General features: G+C 69.2%; 15 protein-coding genes, 1 tRNA gene and 1 pseudogene. 3 read left to right on the top strand and 14 right to left on the bottom strand.

Annotated elements, in window-relative coordinates; translation table 11 throughout:
• Positions 1–15 precede the first annotated feature (15 nt).
• The 6 genes from FHR33_RS40075 to FHR33_RS40050 form a co-directional block, all read right to left on the bottom strand.
• Positions 16–750, bottom strand: a complete 735-nt coding sequence (locus FHR33_RS40075; protein ID WP_183659192.1) for an ABC transporter ATP-binding protein — start codon at positions 748–750, stop codon at positions 16–18.
• Entirely contained in the window at positions 740–1,525 is a 786-nt protein-coding gene (locus tag FHR33_RS40070) for an ABC transporter ATP-binding protein (RefSeq protein ID WP_183659190.1), read from the bottom strand. The genes FHR33_RS40075 and FHR33_RS40070 overlap by 11 nt, the downstream gene beginning before the upstream one ends.
• Positions 1,522–2,673 (bottom strand): branched-chain amino acid ABC transporter permease, encoded by a 1,152-nt coding sequence (locus FHR33_RS40065; RefSeq protein ID WP_183659188.1) that lies wholly within the window; start codon positions 2,671–2,673, stop codon positions 1,522–1,524. The genes FHR33_RS40070 and FHR33_RS40065 overlap by 4 nt, the downstream gene beginning before the upstream one ends.
• A complete protein-coding gene (locus tag FHR33_RS40060; RefSeq protein ID WP_183659186.1) occupies positions 2,670–3,638 on the bottom strand; it encodes a branched-chain amino acid ABC transporter permease in 969 nt (322 codons plus the stop codon). Before FHR33_RS40060 ends, FHR33_RS40065 begins: the two co-directional genes overlap by 4 nt.
• Positions 3,639–3,775: 137 nt before the next feature.
• Positions 3,776–4,939, bottom strand: coding sequence for an ABC transporter substrate-binding protein (locus FHR33_RS40055; RefSeq protein WP_183659184.1), 1,164 nt, complete (start codon positions 4,937–4,939; stop codon positions 3,776–3,778).
• A gap of 351 nt (positions 4,940–5,290) precedes the next feature.
• Positions 5,291–5,875, bottom strand: coding sequence for an ANTAR domain-containing response regulator (locus tag FHR33_RS40050; RefSeq protein WP_312895948.1), 585 nt, complete (start codon positions 5,873–5,875; stop codon positions 5,291–5,293).
• 108 nt (positions 5,876–5,983) lie between these two features.
• Here FHR33_RS40050 and FHR33_RS40045 point away from each other — a divergent pair.
• A tRNA-Leu gene (locus FHR33_RS40045) sits at positions 5,984–6,060 on the top strand.
• Between the two features lie 72 nt (positions 6,061–6,132).
• On the opposite strand, the gene FHR33_RS40040 is transcribed toward FHR33_RS40045, so the two are convergent.
• A complete protein-coding gene (locus tag FHR33_RS40040) occupies positions 6,133–7,020 on the bottom strand; it encodes a siderophore-interacting protein (protein ID WP_183659182.1) in 888 nt (295 codons plus the stop codon).
• 45 nt (positions 7,021–7,065) lie between these two features.
• Entirely contained in the window at positions 7,066–9,126 is a 2,061-nt protein-coding gene (locus tag FHR33_RS40035; RefSeq protein WP_183659180.1) for an alpha/beta hydrolase-fold protein, read from the bottom strand.
• A gap of 158 nt (positions 9,127–9,284) precedes the next feature.
• Here FHR33_RS40035 and FHR33_RS40030 point away from each other — a divergent pair, with 158 nt between their 5' ends.
• Together FHR33_RS40030 and dapD are read left to right on the top strand one after the other, a co-directional pair.
• Entirely contained in the window at positions 9,285–9,704 is a 420-nt protein-coding gene (locus FHR33_RS40030) for a pyridoxamine 5'-phosphate oxidase family protein (protein ID WP_183659178.1), read from the top strand.
• Between the two features lie 20 nt (positions 9,705–9,724).
• Positions 9,725–10,687 carry a 2,3,4,5-tetrahydropyridine-2,6-dicarboxylate N-succinyltransferase gene (gene dapD / locus FHR33_RS40025; protein ID WP_183659176.1) on the top strand — a complete coding sequence of 321 codons (963 nt, stop codon included), beginning with the start codon at positions 9,725–9,727 and terminating at the stop codon, positions 10,685–10,687.
• A 96-nt stretch (positions 10,688–10,783) separates the two neighbouring features.
• Here dapD and FHR33_RS40020 read toward each other — a convergent pair whose 3' ends face one another.
• From FHR33_RS40020 to gltB, 6 genes and pseudogenes are all read right to left on the bottom strand, one after another.
• Entirely contained in the window at positions 10,784–11,629 is an 846-nt protein-coding gene (locus tag FHR33_RS40020; RefSeq protein WP_183659173.1) for a hypothetical protein, read from the bottom strand.
• Between the two features lie 265 nt (positions 11,630–11,894).
• Positions 11,895–13,325, bottom strand: coding sequence for a pyruvate kinase (gene pyk, locus FHR33_RS40015; RefSeq protein WP_183659172.1), 1,431 nt, complete (start codon positions 13,323–13,325; stop codon positions 11,895–11,897).
• A gap of 35 nt (positions 13,326–13,360) precedes the next feature.
• Positions 13,361–13,729 (bottom strand): DUF2784 domain-containing protein, encoded by a 369-nt coding sequence (locus FHR33_RS40010; RefSeq protein WP_312895947.1) that lies wholly within the window; start codon positions 13,727–13,729, stop codon positions 13,361–13,363.
• Positions 13,730–13,964: 235 nt separating this feature from the next.
• On the bottom strand, positions 13,965–16,094 hold the full coding sequence (locus tag FHR33_RS51080; RefSeq protein ID WP_246452327.1) for a S8 family serine peptidase: 2,130 nt from the start codon (positions 16,092–16,094) through the stop codon (positions 13,965–13,967).
• 1,199 nt (positions 16,095–17,293) lie between these two features.
• Positions 17,294–18,746: pseudogene (locus FHR33_RS40000) on the bottom strand (glutamate synthase subunit beta).
• A gap of 76 nt (positions 18,747–18,822) precedes the next feature.
• The gene (gltB, locus tag FHR33_RS39995) at positions 18,823–23,331 is read right to left on the bottom strand and encodes a glutamate synthase large subunit (protein ID WP_183659168.1); all 4,509 of its coding nucleotides are present in this window, start codon (positions 23,329–23,331) and stop codon (positions 18,823–18,825) included.
• Between the last annotated feature and the right edge of the window lie 39 nt (positions 23,332–23,370).

Raw genomic sequence — 23,370 nt, 5'->3', positions numbered from 1 at the left:
CCGCTCCCCACGTTCCTAGTGCTGGCCGTTAGGGCTGGGCTCACCCAGGTCGCCGCCCAGGTAGGCGGCGCGCACGGCCGGGTCGTCGAGCAGCGCGCTGGCGTCGGCGCTCTTGACGATAGACCCGGTCTCCAGCACGTACGCCCGGTGCGCCAGTTGCAGCGCCTGCTGGGCGTTCTGCTCCACCAGCAGGACCGTCGTGCCCCTGCGGTTGATCTCCTCGATGATCTCGAAGATCTGCTTGACCAGCAGCGGAGCCAGACCCATCGACGGCTCGTCGAGCAGCAGCACCTTGGGCTTGGCCATCAGCGCCCTGCCGATGGCCAGCATCTGCTGCTCGCCGCCCGACATGGTGCCGGCGAACTGGGTGCGCCGCTCGGCGAGCCGCGGGAACAGCTCGTAGGCCTGGGTCAGCTCGGCGCTGACGTCGCCGCTGCGCGCGTAGGCGCCCATCAGCAGGTTGTCGTGCACCGTCATGCCGGGGAAGATGCCACGGCCTTCGGGGGCCTGACCGAGCCCCGCCTCGACGCGCTTGTGCCCGGGCATCTTGCTGATGTCCTGGCCGTCGAAGATCACCGATCCCGACGTCAGCGGGCGCAGGCCCGAGATGGTCTTCAGCGTCGTCGTCTTGCCCGCGCCGTTGGCGCCGATCAGCGTGACGATCTCACCCTCGTTGACCTCGACCGAGATGCCCTTGATGGCCTCGATCTTGCCGTAGTGGACGTGGATGTCCTTGACCTCAAGAAGCATCTGCGGGTGCCCCCAAGTACGCCTCGATGACCCGAGGGTCGTTCCGCACCGCGTCGGGCAGCCCGTCCGCGATCTTCTCGCCGAAGTCGAGGACGGCGATGCGGTCGCTGATGCCCATGACGAGGCTCATGTCGTGCTCGATCAGCAGGATGGTGCGTCCCGCGTCTCTGATCTTCCTGATGAGCTGCTGCAGCGCCTCCTTCTCCGCCGGGTTCATGCCCGCGGCGGGCTCGTCGAGCAGCAGCAGCTTGGGGTTGGTCGCCAGGGCCCTGGCGATCTCCAGACGGCGCTGGTCACCGTACGGCAGGTTCTTGGCGTAGTCGCCTGCCCTGTGCGAGACCCCGCAGAACTCCAGCAGCTCGAGCGCCAGGGCCTTGCCCTCGCGCTCGGCCTTGCGGTGCCAGGGCAGGCCGAGCGCGACGCTCACCATGCCGGCCCTGTGGTGCACGTCGGCGCCGACCATCACGTTCTCCAGCGCCGACATGTTGTGGAACAGCCGGATGTTCTGGAAGGTGCGGGCGATGCCCTTCTTGGTGATCTTGAAGCGCTTGACGCCGCTGATCCGCTCGTTCTGGAAGCGCACCTCGCCCTCGGTGGGCTGGTAGACGCCGGTGACCACGTTGAACACCGTGGTCTTGCCCGCGCCGTTCGGGCCGATGAGCGCGAAGATCTCGCCCTCGTTCACCGTCAGGTCGACCCCGCGCAGCGCCTTCACGCCGCCGAAGCGCATGGTCAGCGTGCGGAGCTCGAGCAGGGCCTTCTTCTCGTCGGTCATTTGTCAGCCCCCTCGATGACGTCGGCCTTCGTCTCCGGGCCGGGGACATCGGCTCCCAGACTGCCCATGCCTCCCGTGCCCCCCTTCAGTTCAGCCTTTCGCTGTCTGGAAGGCAACAGCCCTTCGGGCTTGAAGATCATCAGGGCGACCAGGACCGCGCCGAAGATCAGCATGCGGTACTCCTGCAGGCCGCGGAAGCGCTCAGGCAGCCACGCGACGATGAAGGCGCCCAGCATGACACCCGGCAGGTTGCCCGCGCCGCCCATGACCACCGCGGCCAGGATCGTCGCCGACAGCAGGAACAGGAAGTCGTTCGGGTTGATCGAGATGACCTTCGCCGCCCAGACCACGCCCATCGCGCCGCCGATGGAGGCGCCGATGGCGAAGGCGAGCATCTTGAACCTGAACGTCGGCACGCCCATGACCTCGGCGGCGTCCTCGTCCTCGCGGATGGCGGCCCAGGCCCGGCCGACGCGGCTCTTCTCCCAGCGCTTGACCAGGATGATCACGATGACCGCGAGCGCGACCAGCATGTAGTAGTACGGCCTCGGGTCCAGCACGCCGTACTTGAAGACCTGGATGCCGAACAGCTCGAAGCCCTCGATGCTCGGCGGGTGCGGGATGCCGCGGATGCCGTTCGGGCCACCGATCTCGTCGGTGTTGCGGGCGGTGATGCGGATGATCTCACCGAAGCCGAGCGTGACGATCGCCAGATAGTCGCCGCGCAGTCGCAGCGTCGGCGCGCCCAGGACCACGCCCGACAGGGCGCAGATCAGGATGCCGACGACCAGGATCTCCCAGAAGTTCCATCCGAGCCTGGTGCCCAGCAGGCCCATCGCGTAGCCACCGACGGCGTAGAACGCGACGAAGCCGAGGTCGAGCAGGCCGGCTTGGCCGACCACCACGTTCAGTCCGATCGCCAGCACCACGAAGGTGCCGATCGGGAAGAACAGCACGCTCGCCCAGTCGGAGTACGGCGACATGATCGGCGCCAGCGACTCGGAGGGCAGCAGGAGGGCGCCGATGATGAGCAGGATGTAGACCGCCCAGCGCTGCCAACCCGGAGCCGCGGCCCATCTGTCGCGCACCCCGTCGCTGAAGTGGCTCCAACTCGAACGGAAACGGGACAGTGCATTCATCTGGTTCATGCGCGCGCCTGCTGAAGTGATTCACCGAGAAGACCGGTGGGCCGGAACATCAGGACCAAGACGAGGACCGTGAAGGAAATCACGTGTTTCCAGTCGGAGCCGAAGATGATGGCGCCGTAGTTCTCCGCAAGGCCCAGCGCGATTCCACCGACCAGGGCTCCGCGAAGGTTTCCGATACCGCCCAGAACCGCCGCCGTGAATGCTTTGATGCCGAACAGGAAACCGATGTAGTAGTTGGTGTTCTCATAGGCGAGCAGATACAGCGCGCCGGCCACACCGGCCATCGCGCCGCCGATCAGGAACGTCATCTGAACGATCCTGTTGATGTCGACACCCATGAGAACGGCTGCTTCGGGGTTCTGCGCGGTCGCCCTGATGCCACGGCCGATCTTAGTCCTGTTGACCAGCCGCTCCAGTATGATCATCATGCCGATCGCCGCGACCACCACGAAGACCTGGTGGGTCATCACGGGGTGGCCGAAGATGGAGAACAGCTCCTGACGCTCCGCGATGCGCGGCAGGCCCATCTGGATGCGGCCGCGCTCAGGCCGGTCGAAGACCGCAGGGATGACCAGGAGCGCGAACAGCTCCTGCAGGAAGATCGAGGCGCCGATGGCCGAGATGAGCGCGGCCAGGCGCGATGCGCCCCGCTTGCGCAGCGGCCGGTAGGCGACCCGTTCGAGCGCCACGGCCGTGCCCGCCGAGGCGAGCGCCCCGGCGGCGATCATGGCGAGGATGAGCCCGACGAGGGCGATGCCCGTCAGCGGAGTGTTGATGCCGAACACGAACGGCACGACCATCGCGCCGAACGTGCCGATCATGAACACTTCGGAATGGGCGAAGTTGATCAGACGCAGCACGCCGTAGACCATCGTGTAGCCGAGGGCGATCAGCGCGTAAATGGATCCAAAAGCTAGGCCGTCGATCGTCTGCGGCCAGAACTGAGATACGAAGTCATTGAACACGTGACGATTACCACTTCTAGGCGAGGGTTCTCCTGCACTGCCTGGCAGTGGATGCGCGAAGGGAGCAGGACCGCTAGCGGCGATCCCGCTCCCCGCGCGTCAACTACCCGATCTCACCTGAGACAGGCTGGAGACCGTTACCCGAGCTTGGCCTCGGAGGCCTTCCCGAGCAGGGTGATGTTTCCGCCCTTGATCTGGTACATGTAAATGTCCTTGGCCACGACCTCGCCGTTGGCCTCGAACTTCACCTGCTTGGAGACGCCCGCGAAGTCGACCGTCGAGATGAAGGTGTTGATGTCCTCGGCGGTGACCTTGCCGGCCTTGATCGCCTCGATGAAGACCGTCGCGGCGTCGAAGCCCTCGGTGGCGTAGATCGCCGGGTCGGCGCTGTAGGCGGCCTTGTAGTCGGTGGCGAACTTCTTGACCTTCTCGTCGGTCACGTCAGGCGTGGCGACGTAGCAGGGGCAGCCGACCAGCGCGCCCTCGGCGTTGGCCGCACCGGCGCCCTCGACGAGGCCCTTGTCGAGCGAGCCGTCGCCGCTGAAGAACTTCGCGTCCTTCACGCCCTTGTCCCTCAGCTGCTTGAGCAGCGGGCCGGCCGCCGCGTAGTAGCCGCCGAAGAAGATGGCGTCGGGCTTGCCGGCCGCCACCTTGTTGACCACCGAGGAGAAGTCGCTCTCGGCCGGGTCGAGCGAGTCGTCGGTGACGGTCACGCCCTTGGCCTTCAGCTGCGCGCGGACAGCGTCGGCCAGCGGCTTGCCGTACTCGGACTTGTCGTCGATGACGAAGACGTTCTTGGCCGCGGCCGCACCGGCGATGAAGTCGGCGATGCCGGGACCCTGCACGGCGTCGTTCGGCAGGACGCGGTGCCAGTACTTCCAGCCGTTCTGGGCAAGCGCGGCGTTGGTCGCCGAAGCCGAGACGCTGGGAATCTTGGCCTCTTCGAGCACCGGGGCGACCTGAGCGGACTCACCGGAGAACGCGGGGCCGATCAAGGCGACGATCTTGTCGGTCTTGATGGCCTGCTGGGCCAGACCGACGGCCTTGGTGGCGTCAGCCTGGCTGTCGTACTCCACCATCTCGATCTTGACCTTGGGGTTGGTCGCGTTGTACTGGTCAATGGCCAGCTTCGCGCCGTTCCTGGGCGGGATGACAATGCCGGCGTTCGAACCAGTCAGGTCGCCCATGAAGCCAATCTTGACAGTGGTGGGCGCCGCTTCCCCTCCACCGGTGGTCGCGCCCCCGCCGGGGGTCTCGGACCCACCGCCGCTGCAGGCGGCCAGGCCGAGCGTGAGAGCCATACCAACGGCAAGCGCGCCGCCGAAGCGAGCAATCTTTGGCCGCAAGGCTGCCTTCCTTTCGCCTGATCCTTTGTCAGGACCGGATTCACAGAGTCATGCCCGTGCGGGGATGACCCAGGGGTTGTGACGGTTAGTACAGCCAGGAGATGTCACGGGTTGGTACAGCGAACAGCGTCGTTATCGTTTCGTTATTACACCGATCCTTTACGGCTACCGCACAGGTTTGAAGGGTCAAAAATCGACAAAGGAACGTTCCACAGAACGAAACGAACCCTGGACGCTTCCGCACAACGGACCCCCTGACGGAGTGAAACCCCGGAAATGCCCCCTGCGGTCGCGTGTCCCGAAAGATCAGGCGTGCTTCGCCGCGTCGTCCACGACGATCTGCGCGACCTCCCGCATGCTCAGCCGCCTGTCCATGGACGCCTTCTGGATCCAGCGGAAGGCCTGCGGCTCGCTCCAGCCGTGCTGGGCCATCAGCAGCCCCTTCGCCCGCTCGACCAGCTTCCTCGTCTCGAGCCTGCCCGACAGCGACGACACCTCGGCCGCCAGCGCGACCATCTCCTCGTGCCTGCTGACGGCCATCTCGATAGCGGGCACCAGGTCGGCCTTGGTGAACGGCTTCACCAGGTAGGCCATGGCACCGGCGTCACGCGCCCGCTCGACCAGATCGCGCTGGGAGAAGGCGGTGAGGATGAGGCACGGGGCGATCCTGTCGGCCACGATCCGCTCCGCCGCCGAGATGCCGTCGAGAATGGGCATCTTCACATCAAGGATGACCAGGTCCGGACGGAGCTCGGTGGCCAGCTTGATCGCGTGCTCGCCGTCACCGGCCTCCCCCACGACGACGTAGCCGTCCTCCTGGAGCATCTCCTTGAGGTCGAGGCGGATCAGTGCCTCATCTTCCGCGATCACCACTCGCCGCTGCGTACTCACGAGCAGAAGACTACCGACGTCCGCTAGATTAGATCCACGCTGGCGTCCCCGGGCTGGTCCTGCGCGGCTTGTAGACTTCAGCCCGGATCCGGACACCTCCGAAGATCCGCCCCGATAGACCAATCGGCAGAGTCGATGGACTCAAAATCCATTCAGTGTGGGTTCGAATCCCACTCGGGGCACCACCACCACCGCTGTTCGACCGCGTCGGGTCGCGTGACATGACGGCCGCGTCCTCACGCGCGGGGCGACGGAGGTCAGTCCTCGGCGCGGCCCATGCGCCAGTACCCCATGAAGGCCACCGCGCGGCGGTCCATGCCGCGCTCGGCCACCAGGTGCCTGCGCAGGGTCCTGATCACCGCCGCCTCCCCCGCCAGCCACGCGTACAGCGGCGCCACGGACTCCGCCTCCTCCGGCACCTCCCACAGCAGGTCGACGTCCACGTCGACGTCCTCGAGCGCCTCCACGGGGACCTGCGGGGGCAGGAGCCGGTCAGCGGCGGCCTTCACCTCGGGCACCAGCCTGCTGCCGACCCCGCCCCCACCACGGGGGAGCCAGGTGACGGTGACGCCGCTCCTGGTGGCGCACGGCAGCACGTCGCCCTGTGAGGGCACCTCCATCAGCGCCTCACCCTCGCAGCCGTCCGGCAGGCGCTCCAGGATGGCGGTGATGGCCGGCACCGCGGTCTCGTCGCCCGCCATGAGGAACCTGCGCGCGTCGGCCGGCGGCCTGAACTCCAGCCCTCCGTGCCGCTCGCCGTAGCCGGCGTCAGGGCCGAACAGCGCGATCCGGTCGCCGGGCCGCGCGCTGTCGGCCCAGCGCGCGGCGGGCCCTCCGTCTCCGTGCAGCACGATGTCCACATCGACCTCGCGCAGCTCGGGCCGTACGGCGCGCACGGTGTAGGTGCGCAGGGGGTTGCGCTCCCTGTCGGGCAGCGCCCGCCAGCGGGTGAACCAGTCGGCGCCCCTCGGCATGCCGGAGACGCCCTGCCCCGGGAGCGGCAGGATCAGTTTGATCCGCTGATCGAAGCCGTTGTCGGCGAAGAGATCCAGGTCGTCGCCCGTGAAGGTCACACGCAGGAAGGAATCGCTCAACCGGGAGACGTCGCTCACATGGACGTCGAACACACGAAATGGCTCGATCATTACCGCTCCTTATTAGGTTAGCCTAACCTACATGGAGCTCTCGGATCACGGTAGCCCGGTGGCGGGGTCCACGGTGACCTGGAAGACGCCGCCGTCGCCGCCTCCCCCGTAGGTCAGGCCGGAGATCGCGACGTTGCCCGACGGAGCCGTCGCGGCGTAGAGGTTCGGCTCGGCGAACGGGTCGACGCCGTCGTCTCGCGCGCTGCCGAGCTGGGCGGCGGCCCGCTGCCTGCCCCTGCCGTCCAGCCGTACGGTCAGGATGTCGGCGCCGCCCGCGACCACGCCCACGCGGCCCCTGGTGTAGCCGACGATCTCCACCTCTCCGCCCGCCAGCGGCGCGACGGCCGCGCCCTCGTCCGTGGCGGGGGTGGCGACCGTGGCGCTCCAGCTGCGCCTGCCCGTGGCGGTGTAGGCCTGCGCCAGCAGGTCGCCCCCGCTCACGCCGGTGACGACCGCGAGGCCGGCCGTGGTGACGGCGACGCCGTTGAGCCGGTCCTCGCCAGGGCCGCCGACCGCCGAGGTCCACTGGAGCGTGCCGTCAGGGGCGTAGCCGGCCGCCCAGCCGTCCAGTCCGCCGAGCGAGGCCGCGCCCTCGAAGCCCGCGGTGGTGCTGCCGACGGCGTGGACGCCCGAGGGGCCCGCCGCCACGCCGTACGCCTTGTCCTCGCCGCTCCCGCCGAGCTGCCGGGTCCAGGCGAGCCGTCCGTCGGGGGTCAGGCGCGCCAGGACGGCGTCCTTGTCGCCGCGGTTCGGCCCCGCGAGGTCGCCCTTGGTGTAGCCCGTGACGTACGCGCCGCCATCGGGGGCGGCGGCCAGGCCGTACAGGCGGTCGGCCGCGCCCCCGACGCCGAACTGGGTGATCCAGGCGACCTTGCCGCTCGCGTCGAGCCTGGCCACGAAGGCGTCGTCGGTGGCGTTGCCCGCGTGACGCCCGTCGAGGTCGCCCTTGGTGTATCCGGCGGCCAGGACGCCGCCGTCGGGCAGCGCGGCCAGGCCGTACAGGCGCTCGTCCGCGGGAGTGGACAGACGGGCGGTCCAGCCCGCGCCCTTCACCACTGCGTCGAGCCTGGCCTGGCCGCTCTCGGCGTAGCCGACGGTGGTCGAGCCGTCGGCGTGCACGGCTACCCCGCCCGCCCAGTCCGCGCCGGCCCCGCCGTACGGCGGGCCTGGCAGCGGCGTCGGCGGCACCACGCTGAGCCCGGCACCCAGGTCGATCATGGCCTGCTCGAACGCGGGGGCCCACACGCTCCAGTCGTGGCCGCCGTCCATGACGCGCAACTCGGCCGAGAGTCCCGGCACGCGCCGCACGGCGTTGTAGAGCGCGGCGGACTCGAAGTCGAGGTCGTGGCGGGCCTCCGCGGGGTCGGGGTTGGCGTACTCGTCGTCGCCGACGGCGATGAACAGCCTGCTCGGCAGGTCGGGATCCACCGTGCCGAGCAGGGCGGGGTAGTTCAGCTCGGTGTAGACCTTCTCGGAGAAGGCCGCGTCGCCGTCGCCGAAGGCGCCGTACTCACGGGTGGAGGAGTCGGCTGGCGGCAGCGGCGTGTAGACGGCGGGGCTGAGCACGATCGCCCCGGCGAACAGGTCCTGGTGGGCGAGGGCGTAGCGCAGCGCGCCCGCTCCGCCCATCGAGTAGCCGCCGACCAGGCGGGCGTTGCGCAGCGGAGCGGTGCGGTAGGTGGCGTCGACGTGCTGGACAAGATCGCGGGTGAAGGCGGTCTCGACGGGCTTGCCGCCGGTGTGGCGAGAGTCGACGTACCAGTTGCCCCGTTCACTCCACGGTGCGTCCGGCATGACCGCGATGAGCGGCGGGATCCGCTTGGCCGCGATCAGGTCGTCCAGTGAGCTCTTGACCCTTGTCCAGGCCTCCTTGGTGTCGCCGCGGCCGTGCAGGAGGTAGAGCACGGGGTAGCGGCCCTTGCCTTCGGCGTAGCCGCCCGGCAGGTACAGGTTGTAGGCGACGGGCTCGCCGAGCGCCGGCGAGGGCGCCGTGGCCGCGGTGATCGTGCCCGGTCGCGCCCTGTCCTGGACGGCCTGCCCCGGCAGGGCTGTGGTCGCGGCGATGACGAGGGCGGCGAGCGCCCCGATCCAGCCCCATCGGACCATCGAGACACTCCTCTGTAAACGTTTACCGTATATAACGGGTGTTTCGGATGAGTTTCATGGTGGTGGATGGCCCCTGCCCGAGTCGAGACCCTTTCGGGAGATTGGGCGCGACCGGCATGGGGATGTCCCTGCGAACGAGATCTTTGGAGGGGTGTGGGATGGCGCTGTCGACCGCCGAGCGTGAGGCGTTCCTGGCCGAGGGGCGCATCGGCGCGCTGGCCGTGCAGGAGGAGGCGGGCAGGGGGCCGCTGGTCGTGCCCGTCTGGTACGACTACTCGCCGGGTGGCGAGGTGTCGTTCCTGACCGGCGCGGACTCGCGCAAGGCCAGGGCCGTCGCGAAGGCGGGCCGCTTCTCGATGCTCGCCGAGCGCACCCACCCCACCTACCGCTACGTCTCGGTCGAGGGCCCCGTCAGCTCCTCCAACCCCACCACGGAGGACGAACTGATCAGGATCGCCTCCAGGTACCTGTCCGAGGAGTCCGCCGCGGACTACCTGGCCCGCTCGGACCTCGACGCGCTCGTGACCTTCCACATGCGTCCCGAGCACTGGCTCTCCTCCGATCTGGGCGCCTTCTGAGCCTCCGGTATTTTTGGCGTGTGACTGCTATCGATCCCACCAGCACCGGCGCCCACGGCGTCGGCCTCGCCACCATCGCCGCCGACGGCACGGTCCTCGACACCTGGTTCCCCTCCCCCGAACTCGGCGACCCACCCTCCGTGGGCACGCGTCGTCTGTCCGCCGAGGAGGCCGGTGACCTGGCCGCGCTGATCGGCAGGGACGAGGCCAGGGGGGTCGAGGTCGTCGCCGTCCACACCGGCATCGCCAAGCTGTCGGAGGCGCCCTCCGACGCCCACGACGCCTACCTGCGCCTGCACCTGCTCTCGGCCCGCCTGGTCAGGCCCCATGGCCTGAGCCTCGACGGCCTGTTCGGCAAGCTCGCCAACGTCGTCTGGACCAACCACGGCCCCTGCGCGGTGGAGAGCTTCGAACAGACGAGGGTACGGCTGCGCGCCAGGGGCCCCGTCACCGTCTACGGCGTGGACAAGTTCCCCCGCATGGTCGACTACGTGGTGCCCTCAGGCGTGCGCGTCGCCGACGCCGACAGGGTACGGCTCGGCGCCCACCTGGCCGGCGGTACCACCGTCATGCACGAGGGCTTCGTCAACTTCAACGCCGGGACCCTCGGCGCCTCCATGGTGGAGGGCCGCATCTCGGCCGGCGTCGTCGTGGGCGACGGCTCGGACGTCGGCGGCGGCGCCTCGATCATGGGCACCCTGTCGGGCGGCGGCAAGGAGGTCATCTCGATCGGTGAGCGCTGCCTGCTGGGCGCGAACGCGGGGGTCGGCATCTCCCTCGGCGACGACTGCGTGGTCGAGGCGGGCCTGTACGTGACGGCGGGGACCAAGGTGGCGCTCCCCGACGGGCGGGTGGTGAAGGGGAAGGAGCTGTCCGGCTCGAACGGGCTGCTGCTGCGCCGCAACTCGCAGACGGGAGCGGTGGAGGCGGTGCCGCGCACGGGAACGGGCATCGAGCTGAACGCGGACCTGCACGCCAACTGACACACTGCCGCGCCGACCGGCCGTCCCGGTCGGCGCGTCCAGCCGGCCGGGGTTGCTCGTAGAACGGGCGTCGACCGGTCAGGGCCGGTGGACGGGTCAGTCGAACAGCTCGTCGACGGTGGCGACCTCGAAGGCCCTGTCGAACCACACATCGGCCAGCTCGGGGTCGCGGCAGGCGAGAATCCGCTCCCGCGCCTCCTCCGAGACAGTGATCTCCCGCCGCGAAAGAATCTTCAGGACATATTCGGCCCTGGCCTCGGCTTGATGCTTGCGAGCGAAGTCACTGCGGTACTCGTAGGTTCCCACGGCCATCAGTTCCTCCAGATGCTTGCGGGCGGCCTCCGGCAGTGCCGCTTGCACATAGTCAGAATATATGCGAGCTCTGTGATCATCGAGATTGCACAGCGACGCGAACAGCGCCACCAGGACGTCACGCCCGCTCGGCCCCGCCCCATGAGCCAGGGCAGACAGAACCGCGAGTTCGGGCATGGCTATCGCATCAGCCGGTTTGGTGATCAAGGGCATCAGCTCCGGCCCCACCGCCAGCGGGGTCACCCGCGAACCCGGCCCCAGGTCGATCGGTTCGGCCGCCCACTGCGCGATCGTGTTGGACGGCGCGAGGACCAGCACAACGACTTCGCAGCCGTATCGCGCCCACGTCGTCGCGGCGTATACAGGCCAGCTGCCCTTCTTCCTCTCGTCCTTCCTGCGCTGCATCTCAACGATGACGGCGAGCACCGCCGCCCCATCAGCACGGTGCAGGACCAGTGAGTCGGCCTCGTATTCCGTAGGGACACAGTCGGACATGTTCGCCGACTCGATCCGCACATCGTCGAAGGCCGGTCCGGCTATGCCGAAGACCCGGAAGAGCAACTCGTGGACGAGCTCGGGATTGTTCTCGCAGAGCTCGATCCACATCTCGTGTTCAAGGGTGACACCCACGAGGCGATATTACAGAGAGTTTACTGACATCACTCTCTGTTTGTAGAATCAGTCAGCTGACCACCGCTGGAAAGACAACGCGTGGAAGGTGTCACAGCGGTAGTTGCCCATCATCCATATCGCTGACCGGCCGGGGAGCGCGAGGGGCCGGCAGGCCCCTCGCGGGGGTTTCAGGGGCCTGCCTCTGAAACGACACCGTCCGAGCCGTAGGCGAGGGCCATGCCTTTGTGGCTCGATTCCGGCGAAGGCCCTGCCCCGATGCTCGCTAGCTGGCGTGGGAGACCGCTGATCCGATCGTGTGGACGCGCAGCGCGTTGGTCGAGCCGGGCGTTCCGGGAGGCGATCCGGCCACGATGACGACCTTGTCGCCCTTCTCCAGACGTCCCAGCGACAGCAGTGACGCCTCCACCTGCCGCACCATGTCGTCGGTGTGGTGGACGAAGGGGACCTGGAAGGTCTCCACGCCCCAGGTCAGCGACAGCTGGCCCCGCACGTGCGGCGCGGAGGTGAACGCCAGCAGCGGGATCGGCGAGCGGTAGCGGGCCAGCCGGCGCGCCGTCTCGCCCGACATCGTGAAGGCGACCAGCGCCTTGGCGCCCACGATCGCGCCGACCTCGGCCGCCGCGCGCGCGATGGCGCCGCCGGTGGTCTCCGGCAGGCGCTCGAGGCTGTGGGTGGCGCGCAGGGAGGCCTTCTCGGCGGCGCAGGCGATGCGGTCCATCGTGGCGACGGACTCGATGGGGAAGTTGCCGACCGACGTCTCGCCGGACAGCATGACCGCGTCGGCGCCGTCCATGACGGCGTAGGCGACGTCGGAGGCCTCGGCGCGGGTGGGGCGCGGGGCGTTCATCATGGAGTCGAGCATCTGGGTGGCGACGATGACGGGGCGCGCCTTCTCGCGGCACAGCTCGATGATGCGCCGCTGGACGATCGGCACGTCCTCGAGGGGCAGTTCGACGCCCAGGTCACCGCGGGCGACCATGATGCCGTCGAAGGCCTCGACGATCTCGGGCAGCCGCTCCACGGCCTGGGGCTTCTCGATCTTGGCCAGCAGCGGGAGCCGTACGGCCTCCTGCTCCATGATGTTGCGGACCACGTCGGCGTCGGAGGGACGGCGCACGAACGACAGGGCGATCATGTCGAAGCCCGCGCGCAGCGCCCAGCGCAGGTCGGTCTCGTCCTTGTCGGTCAGGGCGGGGGCGCTGACGTTGACGCCGGGCAGGTTGAGGCCTTTGTTGTCGGAGATCATGCCGCCGATGACGACGCGGGTGGCGACGCGCTGACCGTCGACGCGGGTGACCTCGAGTACCACGCGGCCGTCGTCGACCAGGATGGTGTCACCAGGCTTGACGTCGCCGGGCAGGCCCTTGTACGTCGTGGAGACCTGCTCGCGGTCGCCGGGGACGTCCTCGGTAGTGACGGTGAAGACGTCGCCGAAGCCGAGGCGGACCGGGCCCTCCTCGAAGGTGCCGACGCGGATCTTCGGACCCTGTAGGTCGGCGAGCACGCCTACGCCCCTGCCGAGGTCGGCAGCCACCTCCCGGACCCGGCCGAGAACCTCTTTGTGCAGCTCGTGAGTGCCGTGGCTGAGGTTGAAGCGGGCTACGTCCATGCCGGCGACGATCAGCTCGCGGAGCCGGTCGACGGAGGATGTGGCAGGACCGAGAGTACAGACGATTTTCGCGCGACGAGTCACGAGTCCTACCTTAATTGGTACAGACCACTTGGCAGTCACGCCCGGGAGAAATCCCGGTGACGACGTCTCCACAGGTACCCGAACCAGGAGCCGACCACAAGTGAAGCCACGCCGAGCCGTACCAGATTGGTGTGTTCTTCCGGATAGATGACGCCCTCGATGTAGTGGTCGATGAAACCGGAGGGCGTCAGCCCGGCAAGGCCCGCCTGGCGGCGTCCCCAGTCCTCAACGAGGGTCAGCGGGCATTCTACGCCCGTGACGATCGACATCACGCCCCAGCCTGCCACCGCCAGGTGGGCCCAGATGGCGCGCGGCCAGCGCAGGGCGAGGAACCCGCCCAGCGTCAGGTAGGCGAGGAAGAGGAAGTGCACGACCATCGCGGCGTCCGCGATCAGCCGGTACATCATGGCTCCAAGCTAACCACTCAGCCGTACGGCAGGCCCCCGACAGCTCCAAGGTGGTCACCGGCCGGCGTCCACCCGGTCGACGCTCCTCGGGCGCGACGGCGGACCGCCGTCACGCCGCCCGCCTCACCGGAAGCCCGCCGACGGGAAGACCGCCCCACCGGGAGCCCGTGCCACGGGGAGCCCCTCTCACAGGGAGCCCCTCTCACGGGGAACGCGTCTCATAGGGCCCGTCTCACGGGGAGAGCGTCGCGGCCCGGTAGGCGTCGACCACGCCTCTGCCGTAGAACCCGTTCTTGTCCTCGTCACCTTCGCAGGTGTGCGTCTCCTTCTGCCCGAAGTAGTCGTACACGTACGCCCGCGGCGTCGGGCAGGCCTTCGGCGTGGCGCTGGCGTAGAGCAGGCGCTCCGCCTCCGCCGGGTCCATGGCCACCCCGCCCTCACCTGGCCGGCCGAACCGGGAGATGAGGATCGCCGCGACCCCCGTGGCGTGCGGAGCGGCCATCGAGGTGCCGTCGAGGTACTGGTAGTAGGCGCACTCGCTGCCGTGGCAGTCCCGCACGACCGACGCGGTCTTCGGCATGCCGTTCTGGTCGATCTTGCCGTCCCTGAGCATCGCGCCCTTCGGCGCGGCGGCCAGGATGGACCTGAGAGGCGAGGCAGACGTGCCGTCCAGCGCGTCACCGCCCGGCGCGGCCAGGTCGGTCTGCTCGATGCCGTAGTCGGAGTAGACGGCCTTGCGTCCCGAGGGGCCGAGGGCGGAGACCGAGATGACGCCCTTCGACTCGGCGGGCACGTTGAGGCAGGAGTTGTCGATCTTCCGGGTCCTGCTTGATTCCTTCGGATAGTTGGGGCTCTGGGTGTCGGTGCGCGGGTTGCCGAGATCGATGGAGCCGTTGCCGAGCGCGGAGATGAGGGTGACGCCCTTGCTGCGGGCGTAGTCGAGGGCGCGCTGCATGCCGGTGATGATGCCGCGCTGCTCCAGCTGCTCCCGCTTGCTGTCGGCCGGATTGCTCGTGCAGTTGAACGCCCAGGGGTCGATGTAGAAGCTCATGTTCACCACGTCGATGCCGTTGTCGGCGGCGTAGGTGAGGGCGTCGAGGCTGGGCTTGAGGAAGAAGAAGCCCGAGTCGTGTCCGGCTCTGAGGTTGACCAGTTGGACGTTCGGCGCGACGCCCGCGATGCCCTTGCCGTTGACGGGAGAGCCGATGGTGCTGGCGACGTGGGTGCCGTGACCGTCGTCGTCGACGTCCACAGGGTCCTTACAGCCCTTGTACTCGCAGGGGCCGTCGAACGGCTGCCCCTTGGGGTCGTTCGGACGGTCGGTGACGAAGTTGCGGCTGAGCGCACGATTGAAGTTGGGCGCGATGTCGGGGTGCTTGCCGTCCACGCCGGTGTCGATGATGCCGACCAGCACCTTCTTCGTGCCGGGTGCGATGCGGTTGGCGCGGTCGGCGCCGATCATCCGCATGTCCCACTGCCGCGCGGCCAGCGGCTCGGCCGCGCTTCCCCGCACCGCCGAGCCGTCGGGCAACTGCCCGTCCGCGACGACTTCGGCGAGCTGCGCGCCGCCCCCGGCCTGAACCGGCTGACGAGCCTGCCCGACCTGTCCGGCGGAATCACCGCGACGGTCAACGGCGGCCGAGCCCGGCTCTGCGGCAGCGGACACGCCGGAGTCGCCTGCGGTCGAGCCTGGCCCTCCGGCGGAGAAGCCGGGGCCGCCTGCGGTCGAGCCTGGCCCTCCGACGGTGGAGAGACCGAAGTCACCGGCGGTCGAGTCTGGCCCTCCGGCGGAGAGGCCGGGGTCGCCAGCGGGTGCAGAGCCCTGGCCTGCGGCGACCGGCAGTCCGGGGTCGCCGGCGGGTGCCCGGCGGGCGTCCGCGTTCGCCGGAGGGCTGTTGGAGGCGCCACGGGCTCCCTTCTCGGTCCGGCCCCTGGAGACGCTGCGCTCCGCGAGCTCAGCCGAGCCCGCCGAGGCCGTCCGGCCCTCGAGTCCGAGCGAGCCGGTGGCGGCGCCACCGACCGGCCCCGCGGAGGGAAGGCGGCCTCGGGCGCCGAGGGCGGCGGAGGCGAAGCCGATCGCGCGGTCGGTCGAGATGCCGACGACGGCCTCGCTCCTGCCCAGCGCGTCGACGAAGGCGGGACCCGTCCCCTTGGCGAGCACGTAGCCGAGCTTGGGCTCAGCGGAGACCGCCCGGCCCCCGCCGGCCTCGATCGCCGCTATGGCGGCGCGCTGGCCGCCGTCGGCGTAGAAGACCATGATCTCCGCGGCGGGAACGGCGGAGGGGGCCGTCACGACGGAGGCGCCGACAACCAGCGGCGTCACCAGTGCCGCAGCCGTCAGACCGTAGATGAGCCGCCGCATCCAAACCCCCAGATATCACTCGAGCACGCGAGGGGAGCATCTTCTACGCCTCGTTCCCCACTTGCAACTTATCCACCCGTTTCATCGACTTTTCACGATATTGACCACTGAAGGCCCCACTGCCCCACCGTCCGACGCTCACGGGCATCCCAGGTCAAGCGATCCCATTCCGGCTGGGCGAGCCGCCGAAATTTGGAGGACTGACGACCTCCCCTTCAAGATCGCGCCTGCTTTGCCGACTACCGTTCCCCGACCTGCAGGAACCCCACGAAGCGCACTCATCCGAAAGAACCTGCCGAGAACCCGAGGGGAGCGGTCGGAGAGCCAGCGGTAGGTGCAGGTCGGGCGCCTCAGGAACGGCCTGCCGAGGAACTCGAGGAAGCGGTCGGAGGAACGAGGGCCGGGTGCAGCGCGAGCACCTCAGGAACAAGCGGCCTGCCGGGAGCACCCAAGACAAGCGCACTGCAGGAACCAGCGGCAGGTGCAGGCCAAGCACCTCAGGAACGGGCGTGCAGACGAACTCGAGGGAAGCGGCCGGAGAAACGAGCGACGGGCGCAGCGCGAGCACCTCACGAACGAGCCCGCCACGAGCACCCAAGACGAGCGCACCGCAGGAACCAGCGGCAGGTGGAGGGCGCAGGAACGGGCCTGCCGGGAGTACCCATGAGAGTGGTCGGAGGAGTGAGGGTCGGGTGCAGGACGAGCACTTCGGAGGCGGCCTGCCGGGACGAATCCAGGCGATCTTCGGAAGGGCCCCGAGGGCGGGTCTACCGAGAGCCAAAGCACGACCCGGAGACGACCCCGATGCCGGAGTCGGCGAGAGAGATCGGGGCACGACTCCGAGAGGACGACCCGGCGGCGCCTCTGGCGAGACAAGCCCGCGGCCGGACACCGGACCTGACGACGCCGAGTCGCGTCCGGCGATACGGCGTCAGGGCCTGACCGTCGGGAGGCACGAGCGCACGACATGCGAGACGAGCTCGGCATCCGCTGTCCCTCACGCGGAAACGCCCGCCCGAGCCGAAGCTCGGGCGGGCGTTCACGCAGCGAGCCGTCCGCCAGCGGCCATCAGATCAGCGGGCCATCAGACCCACTGGACCGTCAGACCCACCACGGCGTCAGACCAGCGGGCCGTCAGACCCACGGACCGTCAAACCCACCACGGCGTCAGACCAGCGGGCCGTCAGACCCACGGGGTGTCAGACCAGAGGGCGGGCCGTGGGGAGGATCGGGTACGGCAGGGCGGTCTCGCCGGTCAGGAAGCGGTCGACGCCCGAGGCGGCGGCGCGTCCCTCGGCGATGGCCCAGACGATGAGCGACTGCCCACGTCCCATGTCCCCCGCGACGAACACCCCGTCGACGTTGGTCATGTAGGTCTTGTCGCGGGCCACGTTGCCCCTGGCGTCGTACTCCACGCCGAGGTCCTCCAGCAGCGCGCCCTTCTCGGGGCCGACGAAGCCCATCGAGAGCGTGACCAGGTCGGCGGGGATCTCCCGCTCGGTGCCGGGGATCGGCTTGAAGCCGCTCTGGGGCCCCTCGACCTGGACCAGGCGCAGCGCGCGCACCTGTCCTGTGCCGTCGTCGACGAACTCCGTGGTGGAGACCGCGTAGACCCTGTCGCCCTCGCCGTCGGCCAGCTCCTCGTGGGCGCTCTCCATCTTGAACAGCGTGGGGAAGGTCGGCCAGGGCTGCGCGCCGGGACGCGAGGCGGGCGGCTGGGGCATGATCTCCAGCTGGGTCACCGAGGCGGCTCCCTGGCGGATCGCGGTGCCGATGCAGTCGGCGCCCGTGTCACCGCCGCCGATCACGACCACGTGCTTGCCGCGGGCGTTGATCGGGGAGTTCTCGAAGTCCTTGTTGGCCGGAGGCAGGTACTCCATCGCCTGGTAGACGCCGCGCAGCGAGCGTCCCGCGACGGGCAGGTCGCGCCACTGCGTGGCGCCGCCCGACAGGATCACGGCGTCGAACTGCTCGCGCAGCTGCTCGGCCGTGATGTCGACACCGACGTTCACCGAGGTGCGGAACTGCGTGCCCTCGGCGCGCATCTGCTCGAGGCGCCTGTCGATGTGGCGCTTCTCCATCTTGAACTCGGGGATGCCGTAGCGCAGCAGTCCGCCGATGGCGTCGGCCCGCTCGAAGACGACCACGTCGTGGCCGGCCCTGGTGAGCTGCTGAGCGGCGGCCAGGGCCCGCGGGGCCCGAGCCGACGACCGCGACGCGCTTGCCGGTCTTCTTCGCTGGGACGACGGGGGTCACCCACCCCTCGGAGAAGGCGCGGTCGATGATCTCGACCTCGACCCGCTTGATCGCCACAGGGTCGGCGTTGATGCCGAGGACGCAGGCCGCCTCGCAGGGGGCGGGGCAGAGCCTGCCGGTGAACTCGGGGAAGTTGTTGGTCGCGTGCAGCCGCTCGATGGCCTCCTGCCAGTCGTGGCGGTAGACCAGGTCGTTCCACTCGGGGATGAGGTTGCCGAGGGGGCAGCCGTTGTGGCAGAACGGGATGCCGCAGTCCATGCACCTGGCCGCCTGCTTGGTCAGCTTCGGCGCGGGGAAGTCCTCGTAGACCTCCTTCCAGTCGCGGATGCGGACGTCCACGGGGCGGCGCTGGGGCAGCTCCCTGTCGTGCGTGAGGAAACCCTTCGGGTCAGCCATGAGAGTTGCGCCCCCTATCCCTGAACGTTTCGCGGCGAGTTCGGCAGGTCGCTGTGACCGTGCCCCTGACGGCGGATCATGCCTGCACCGCGGCGGTCATGACCGCCTCGTCGATGTCGCGGCCTTCGATGCGGGCGGCCTCGGCGGCCTGCAGCACCCTCTTGTAGTCGGTCGGCATGATCTTGCCGAACCTGGAGAGGGCGGCGTGCCAGTCGGCCAGCAGCTCCTTGGCGACGGGCGAGCCCGTCTCCTCGAAGTGCTTGGTCACGGTCTCGTGCAGGAACGCCGCGTCCTTGTCGGTCAGCGGCTCGATGGCGACCATCTCGCGGTTGACCCGCTCGGAGCGCAGGTCGAGCAGGTAGGCGACGCCGCCCGACATGCCGGCGGCGAAGTTGCGCCCGGTCTGGCCGAGGACGACGACCTTGCCGCCCGTCATGTACTCGCAGCCGTGGTCGCCCACGCCCTCGACGACCGCGGTGGCGCCGGAGTTGCGGACGCAGAAGCGCTCGCCGACCACGCCGCGGATGAACACCTCACCCGAGGTCGCGCCGTACAGGCTGACGTTCCCCGAGATGATGTGCCCGTCCAGCGGGGCGGTGTCGTGCGGGCGGACGGTGATCCGGCCGCCCGACAGGCCTTTGCCGAGGTAGTCGTTGGCGTCGCCGGTCAGCCGCAGCGTGACCCCGCTCGGCACGAAGGCGCCGAAGGAGTTGCCCGCCGACCCGGTGAAGCTGATGTCGATGGTGTTGTCGGGCAGGCCCGCGCCGCCGTACCGCTTGGTCACCTCGTAGCCGAGCATGGTGCCGACCGTGCGGTTGACGTTGCGGATGGGCAGGTCGAGCGTGACGGGCGTGCCGTGCTCGAGCGCCCCCTCCGCCAGCGCGATGAGCGTGTTGTCGAGGGCGTGCTCGAGTCCGTGCTCCTGCGAGACCGTACGGCGAAGCGGGGTGCCCTCGGGCAGCGACGGCTGGTGCAGGATCGGCGCCAGGTCGAGCCCGTTGGCCTTCCAGTGGTTCTCCGCGGCCGACACGTCGAGCAGCTCGACGTGTCCGATCGCCTCGTCGAGCGAGCGGAAGCCCAGCTCGGCGAGGTACTCGCGGATCTCCTCGGCGATGAACTCGAAGAAGTTCACCACGAACTCGGGCTTGCCGCTGAAGCGCTTGCGCAGCTCGGGGTTCTGGGTGGCCACGCCCACAGGGCAGGTGTCGAGGTGGCACACGCGCATCATGACGCAGCCCGAGACGACCAGCGGAGCGGTGGCGAAGCCGTACTCCTCGGCGCCGAGCAGGGCGGCGATGACCACGTCGCGGCCGGTCTTGAGCTGGCCGTCGACCTGGACCACGATGCGGTCGCGCAGGCCGTTGAGCAGCAGGGTCTGCTGGGTCTCGGCCAGGCCGAGCTCCCAGGGGGCGCCCGCGTGCTTGAGCGAGGTGAGCGGCGAGGCTCCGGTGCCGCCGTCGTGACCCGAGATCAGGACGACGTCGGCGTGGGCCTTGGACACTCCGGCGGCGACCGTGCCGACGCCGACCTCGGCCACCAGCTTCACGTGGACCCTGGAGGCCGGGTTGGCGTTCTTCAGGTCGTGGATGAGCTGGGCCAGGTCCTCGATGGAGTAGATGTCGTGGTGCGGCGGCGGCGAGATGAGGCCGACGCCCGGGGTGGAGTGCCTGGTCTTGGCGATCCACGGGTAGACCTTGTGGCCGGGCAGTTGGCCGCCCTCGCCGGGCTTGGCGCCCTGGGCCATCTTGATCTGCAGGTCGTCGGCGTTGACGAGGTACTCGCTGGTGACGCCGAACCGGCCGGAGGCCACCTGCTTGATGGCCGAGCGGCGGGTCGCGTCGTACAGGCGTGAGGGGTCTTCGCCGCCCTCGCCGGTGTTGGACTTGCCGCCGAGGCGGTTCATCGCGATGGCGAGCGTCTCGTGCGCCTCCATCGAGATGGAGCCGTAGGACATCGCGCCAGTGGAGAAGCGCTTGACGATCTCCGAGACCGGCTCGACCTCTTCCAGCGGCACGGGGGTGCGGCCCGAGGCGAACCTGAACAGCCCGCGAAGCGTCATCAGCTTCTCGGCCTGGGAGTCGACCAGGCTGGTGTACTCCTTGAAGATCTCGTAGCGGCGGCTGCGCGTGGCGTGCTGCAGCTTGAAGACCGTCTCGGGGTTGAACAGGTGCGGCTCGCCCTCGCGCCGCCACTGGTACTCGCCGCCGACGTTGAGCCGCCGGTGGGCGTTCTCCACCCGGGGGTAGGCGTGGCGGTGACGGGCCGCCGACTCCTGGGCGAGGACGTCGAAGCCGACGCCGCCCAGGCGCGAGGTGGTGCCGACGAAGCAGGTGTCGATCACGTCGGCGCCGAGGCCGAGCGCCTCGAAGATCTGCGCGCCGGTGTAGGAGGCCACCGTGGACACGCCCATCTTGGACATGACCTTGATGACGCCCTTGCCGTACGCCTTGATGAGGTTGCGCACGGCCTTGTGCTTGTCGACCTGCAGCATGCCGGTGTCGACCATGTCCTCGACGGTCTCGATCGCGAGGTAGGGGTTGACGGCGCCCGCGCCGTAGCCGATGAGCAGCGCCATGTGGTGGCACTCGCGGGCCTCGCCGGTCTCGATGACCAGGCCGATCTTGGTGCGGGTCTTCTCGGCGATGAGGTGGTGGTGCACCGCGCCGGTCAGCAGCAGCGAGGGGATCGGCGCGAGCGTCTCGGAGGAGCCGCGGTCGGACAGCACGATGATGCGCGCGCCGCCCGCGATCGCCTCGGAGACCTCCGCGCAGATGGCCGTGAGGCGCTGCTTCAGCGCCTCACCGCCGCCCGCGACCTCGTACAGGCCCGAGACGACGTAGGGGTGGAAGCCTGGCAGGCCGCCCTCGTCGTTGATGTGGATGATCTTCGCGAGCTCGTCGTTGTCGATCACCGGGTACGGCAGGACCAGCTGGCGGCACGAGCTGGGCCCCGGGTCGAGCAGGTTGCCCTCGGGGCCGAGCGTGCTGGCAAGCGAGGTGACGAGCTCCTCGCGGATGGCGTCCAGCGGCGGGTTGGTGACCTGCGCGAACAGCTGGCTGAAGTAGTCGAACAGCAGCCTGGGCTTCTCGCTGAGCACGGCCACGGGCGTGTCGGTGCCCATGGAGCCGATCGGCTCGATGCCCGACTTCGCCATCGGCGACAGGATGATCCGCAGCTCTTCCTCGGTGTAGCCGAAGGTCTGCTGCCGCTTGACCAGCGCCTCGTGGGTGGGGATCTCGTGGGCGCGGGCGGGCAGCTCCTCGAAGCGCACCAGACCGGCGTGCAGCCAGTCCTCGTACGGCAGCGCGGAGGCCAGCTCGGCCTTGATCTCGTCATCCTCGATGATGGTGCCGCGGGCGGTGTCGATGAGGAACATCCGGCCCGGCTGCAGGCGGCCCTTGCGGACGACCTCTTCAGGGGCGAAGTCGAGCACGCCCGCCTCGGAGGCCAGCACGACCAGGCCGTCGGCGGTCACCCAGAACCGCCCTGGCCGCAGCCCGTTGCGGTCGAGGACGGCGCCCGCCAGCGTGCCGTCGGTGAAGGTGATCGAGGCGGGGCCGTCCCACGCCTCCATCATCGAGGAGTGGAACTCGTAGAAGGCCCGCCGCGCGGGGTCCATCTCGGTGTGGTTCTCCCACGCCTCGGGGATCATCATCAGCACCGCGTGCGGGAGCGAACGCCCGCCCAGGTGCAGCAGTTCGAGCGTCTCGTCGAAGGAGGCGGTGTCCGACCCGTCGGGGTCGCAGATGGGGAACAGCCGCGACAGGTCGCCGGGGATCAGCTCCGAGGCCAGCATCGCCTCGCGCGCCCGCATCCAGTTGCGGTTGCCCTTGACGGTGTTGATCTCGCCGTTGTGGGCGACGTAGCGGTAGGGGTGGGCCAGCGGCCAGCTCGGGAAGGTGTTGGTCGAGAAGCGCGAGTGCACCAGCGCGATCGCGGTGTCGAAGCGCTCGTCGGTCAGGTCGGGGAAGAACGGCTCGACCTGAAGAGGGGTCAGCATGCCCTTGTAGACCAGCGTGCGGCTGGACAGCGAGGGGAAGTAGACGTCCGCCTCGTGCTCGGCCCGCTTGCGCAGGCAGAAGGCCAGCCGGTCCAGCTCGACGCCGCTCTCGCCGCGCGGGCTCGACACGAACAGCTGCATGAAGTGCGGCATGACGGCGCGGGCGCTCGGCCCGGCGTGCGTGGTGTCGACCGGGACCTCGCGCCAGCCGAGGACCGTCAGGCCCTCCTCCGCCGCGATCTCCTCGATCATGGCGGTGGCGATCCGCCTGGCCTCGCCGTCGACGGGCAGGAAGGCCATGCCCACGGCGAAGTGTCCTGGCTCGGGCAGGGTGAAGTCCACGTTCGCGCGCAGGAAGCCGTCGGGGACCTGTGTCAGGATCCCCGCACCGTCACCGGTGTCGGGCTCGCTGCCCTTGGCACCTCGGTGGTCGAGATTGCACAGGGCCGTCAGAGCCTTCACGACGATTCCGTGGCCACGTCGCCCGTTCACGTCCGCGACCATCGCGACACCACAGGCGTCATGCTCGTTCGCGGGGTGGTAAAGACCCTGGGGCTCGGGGAACCCGAGGTGGGCAGCAGGCATTGAATCCCTCCCGTCGTCATCGTCTGCTTTGGTGTTGCA

The sequence above is a fragment of the Nonomuraea dietziae genome (assembly GCF_014195505.1).
Taxonomy (GTDB): Bacteria; Actinomycetota; Actinomycetes; order Streptosporangiales; family Streptosporangiaceae; genus Nonomuraea; species Nonomuraea roseola.
The sequence above is the reverse complement of the archived record's forward strand: the minus strand, read 5'-3'. Positions and strand labels throughout refer to the sequence as shown.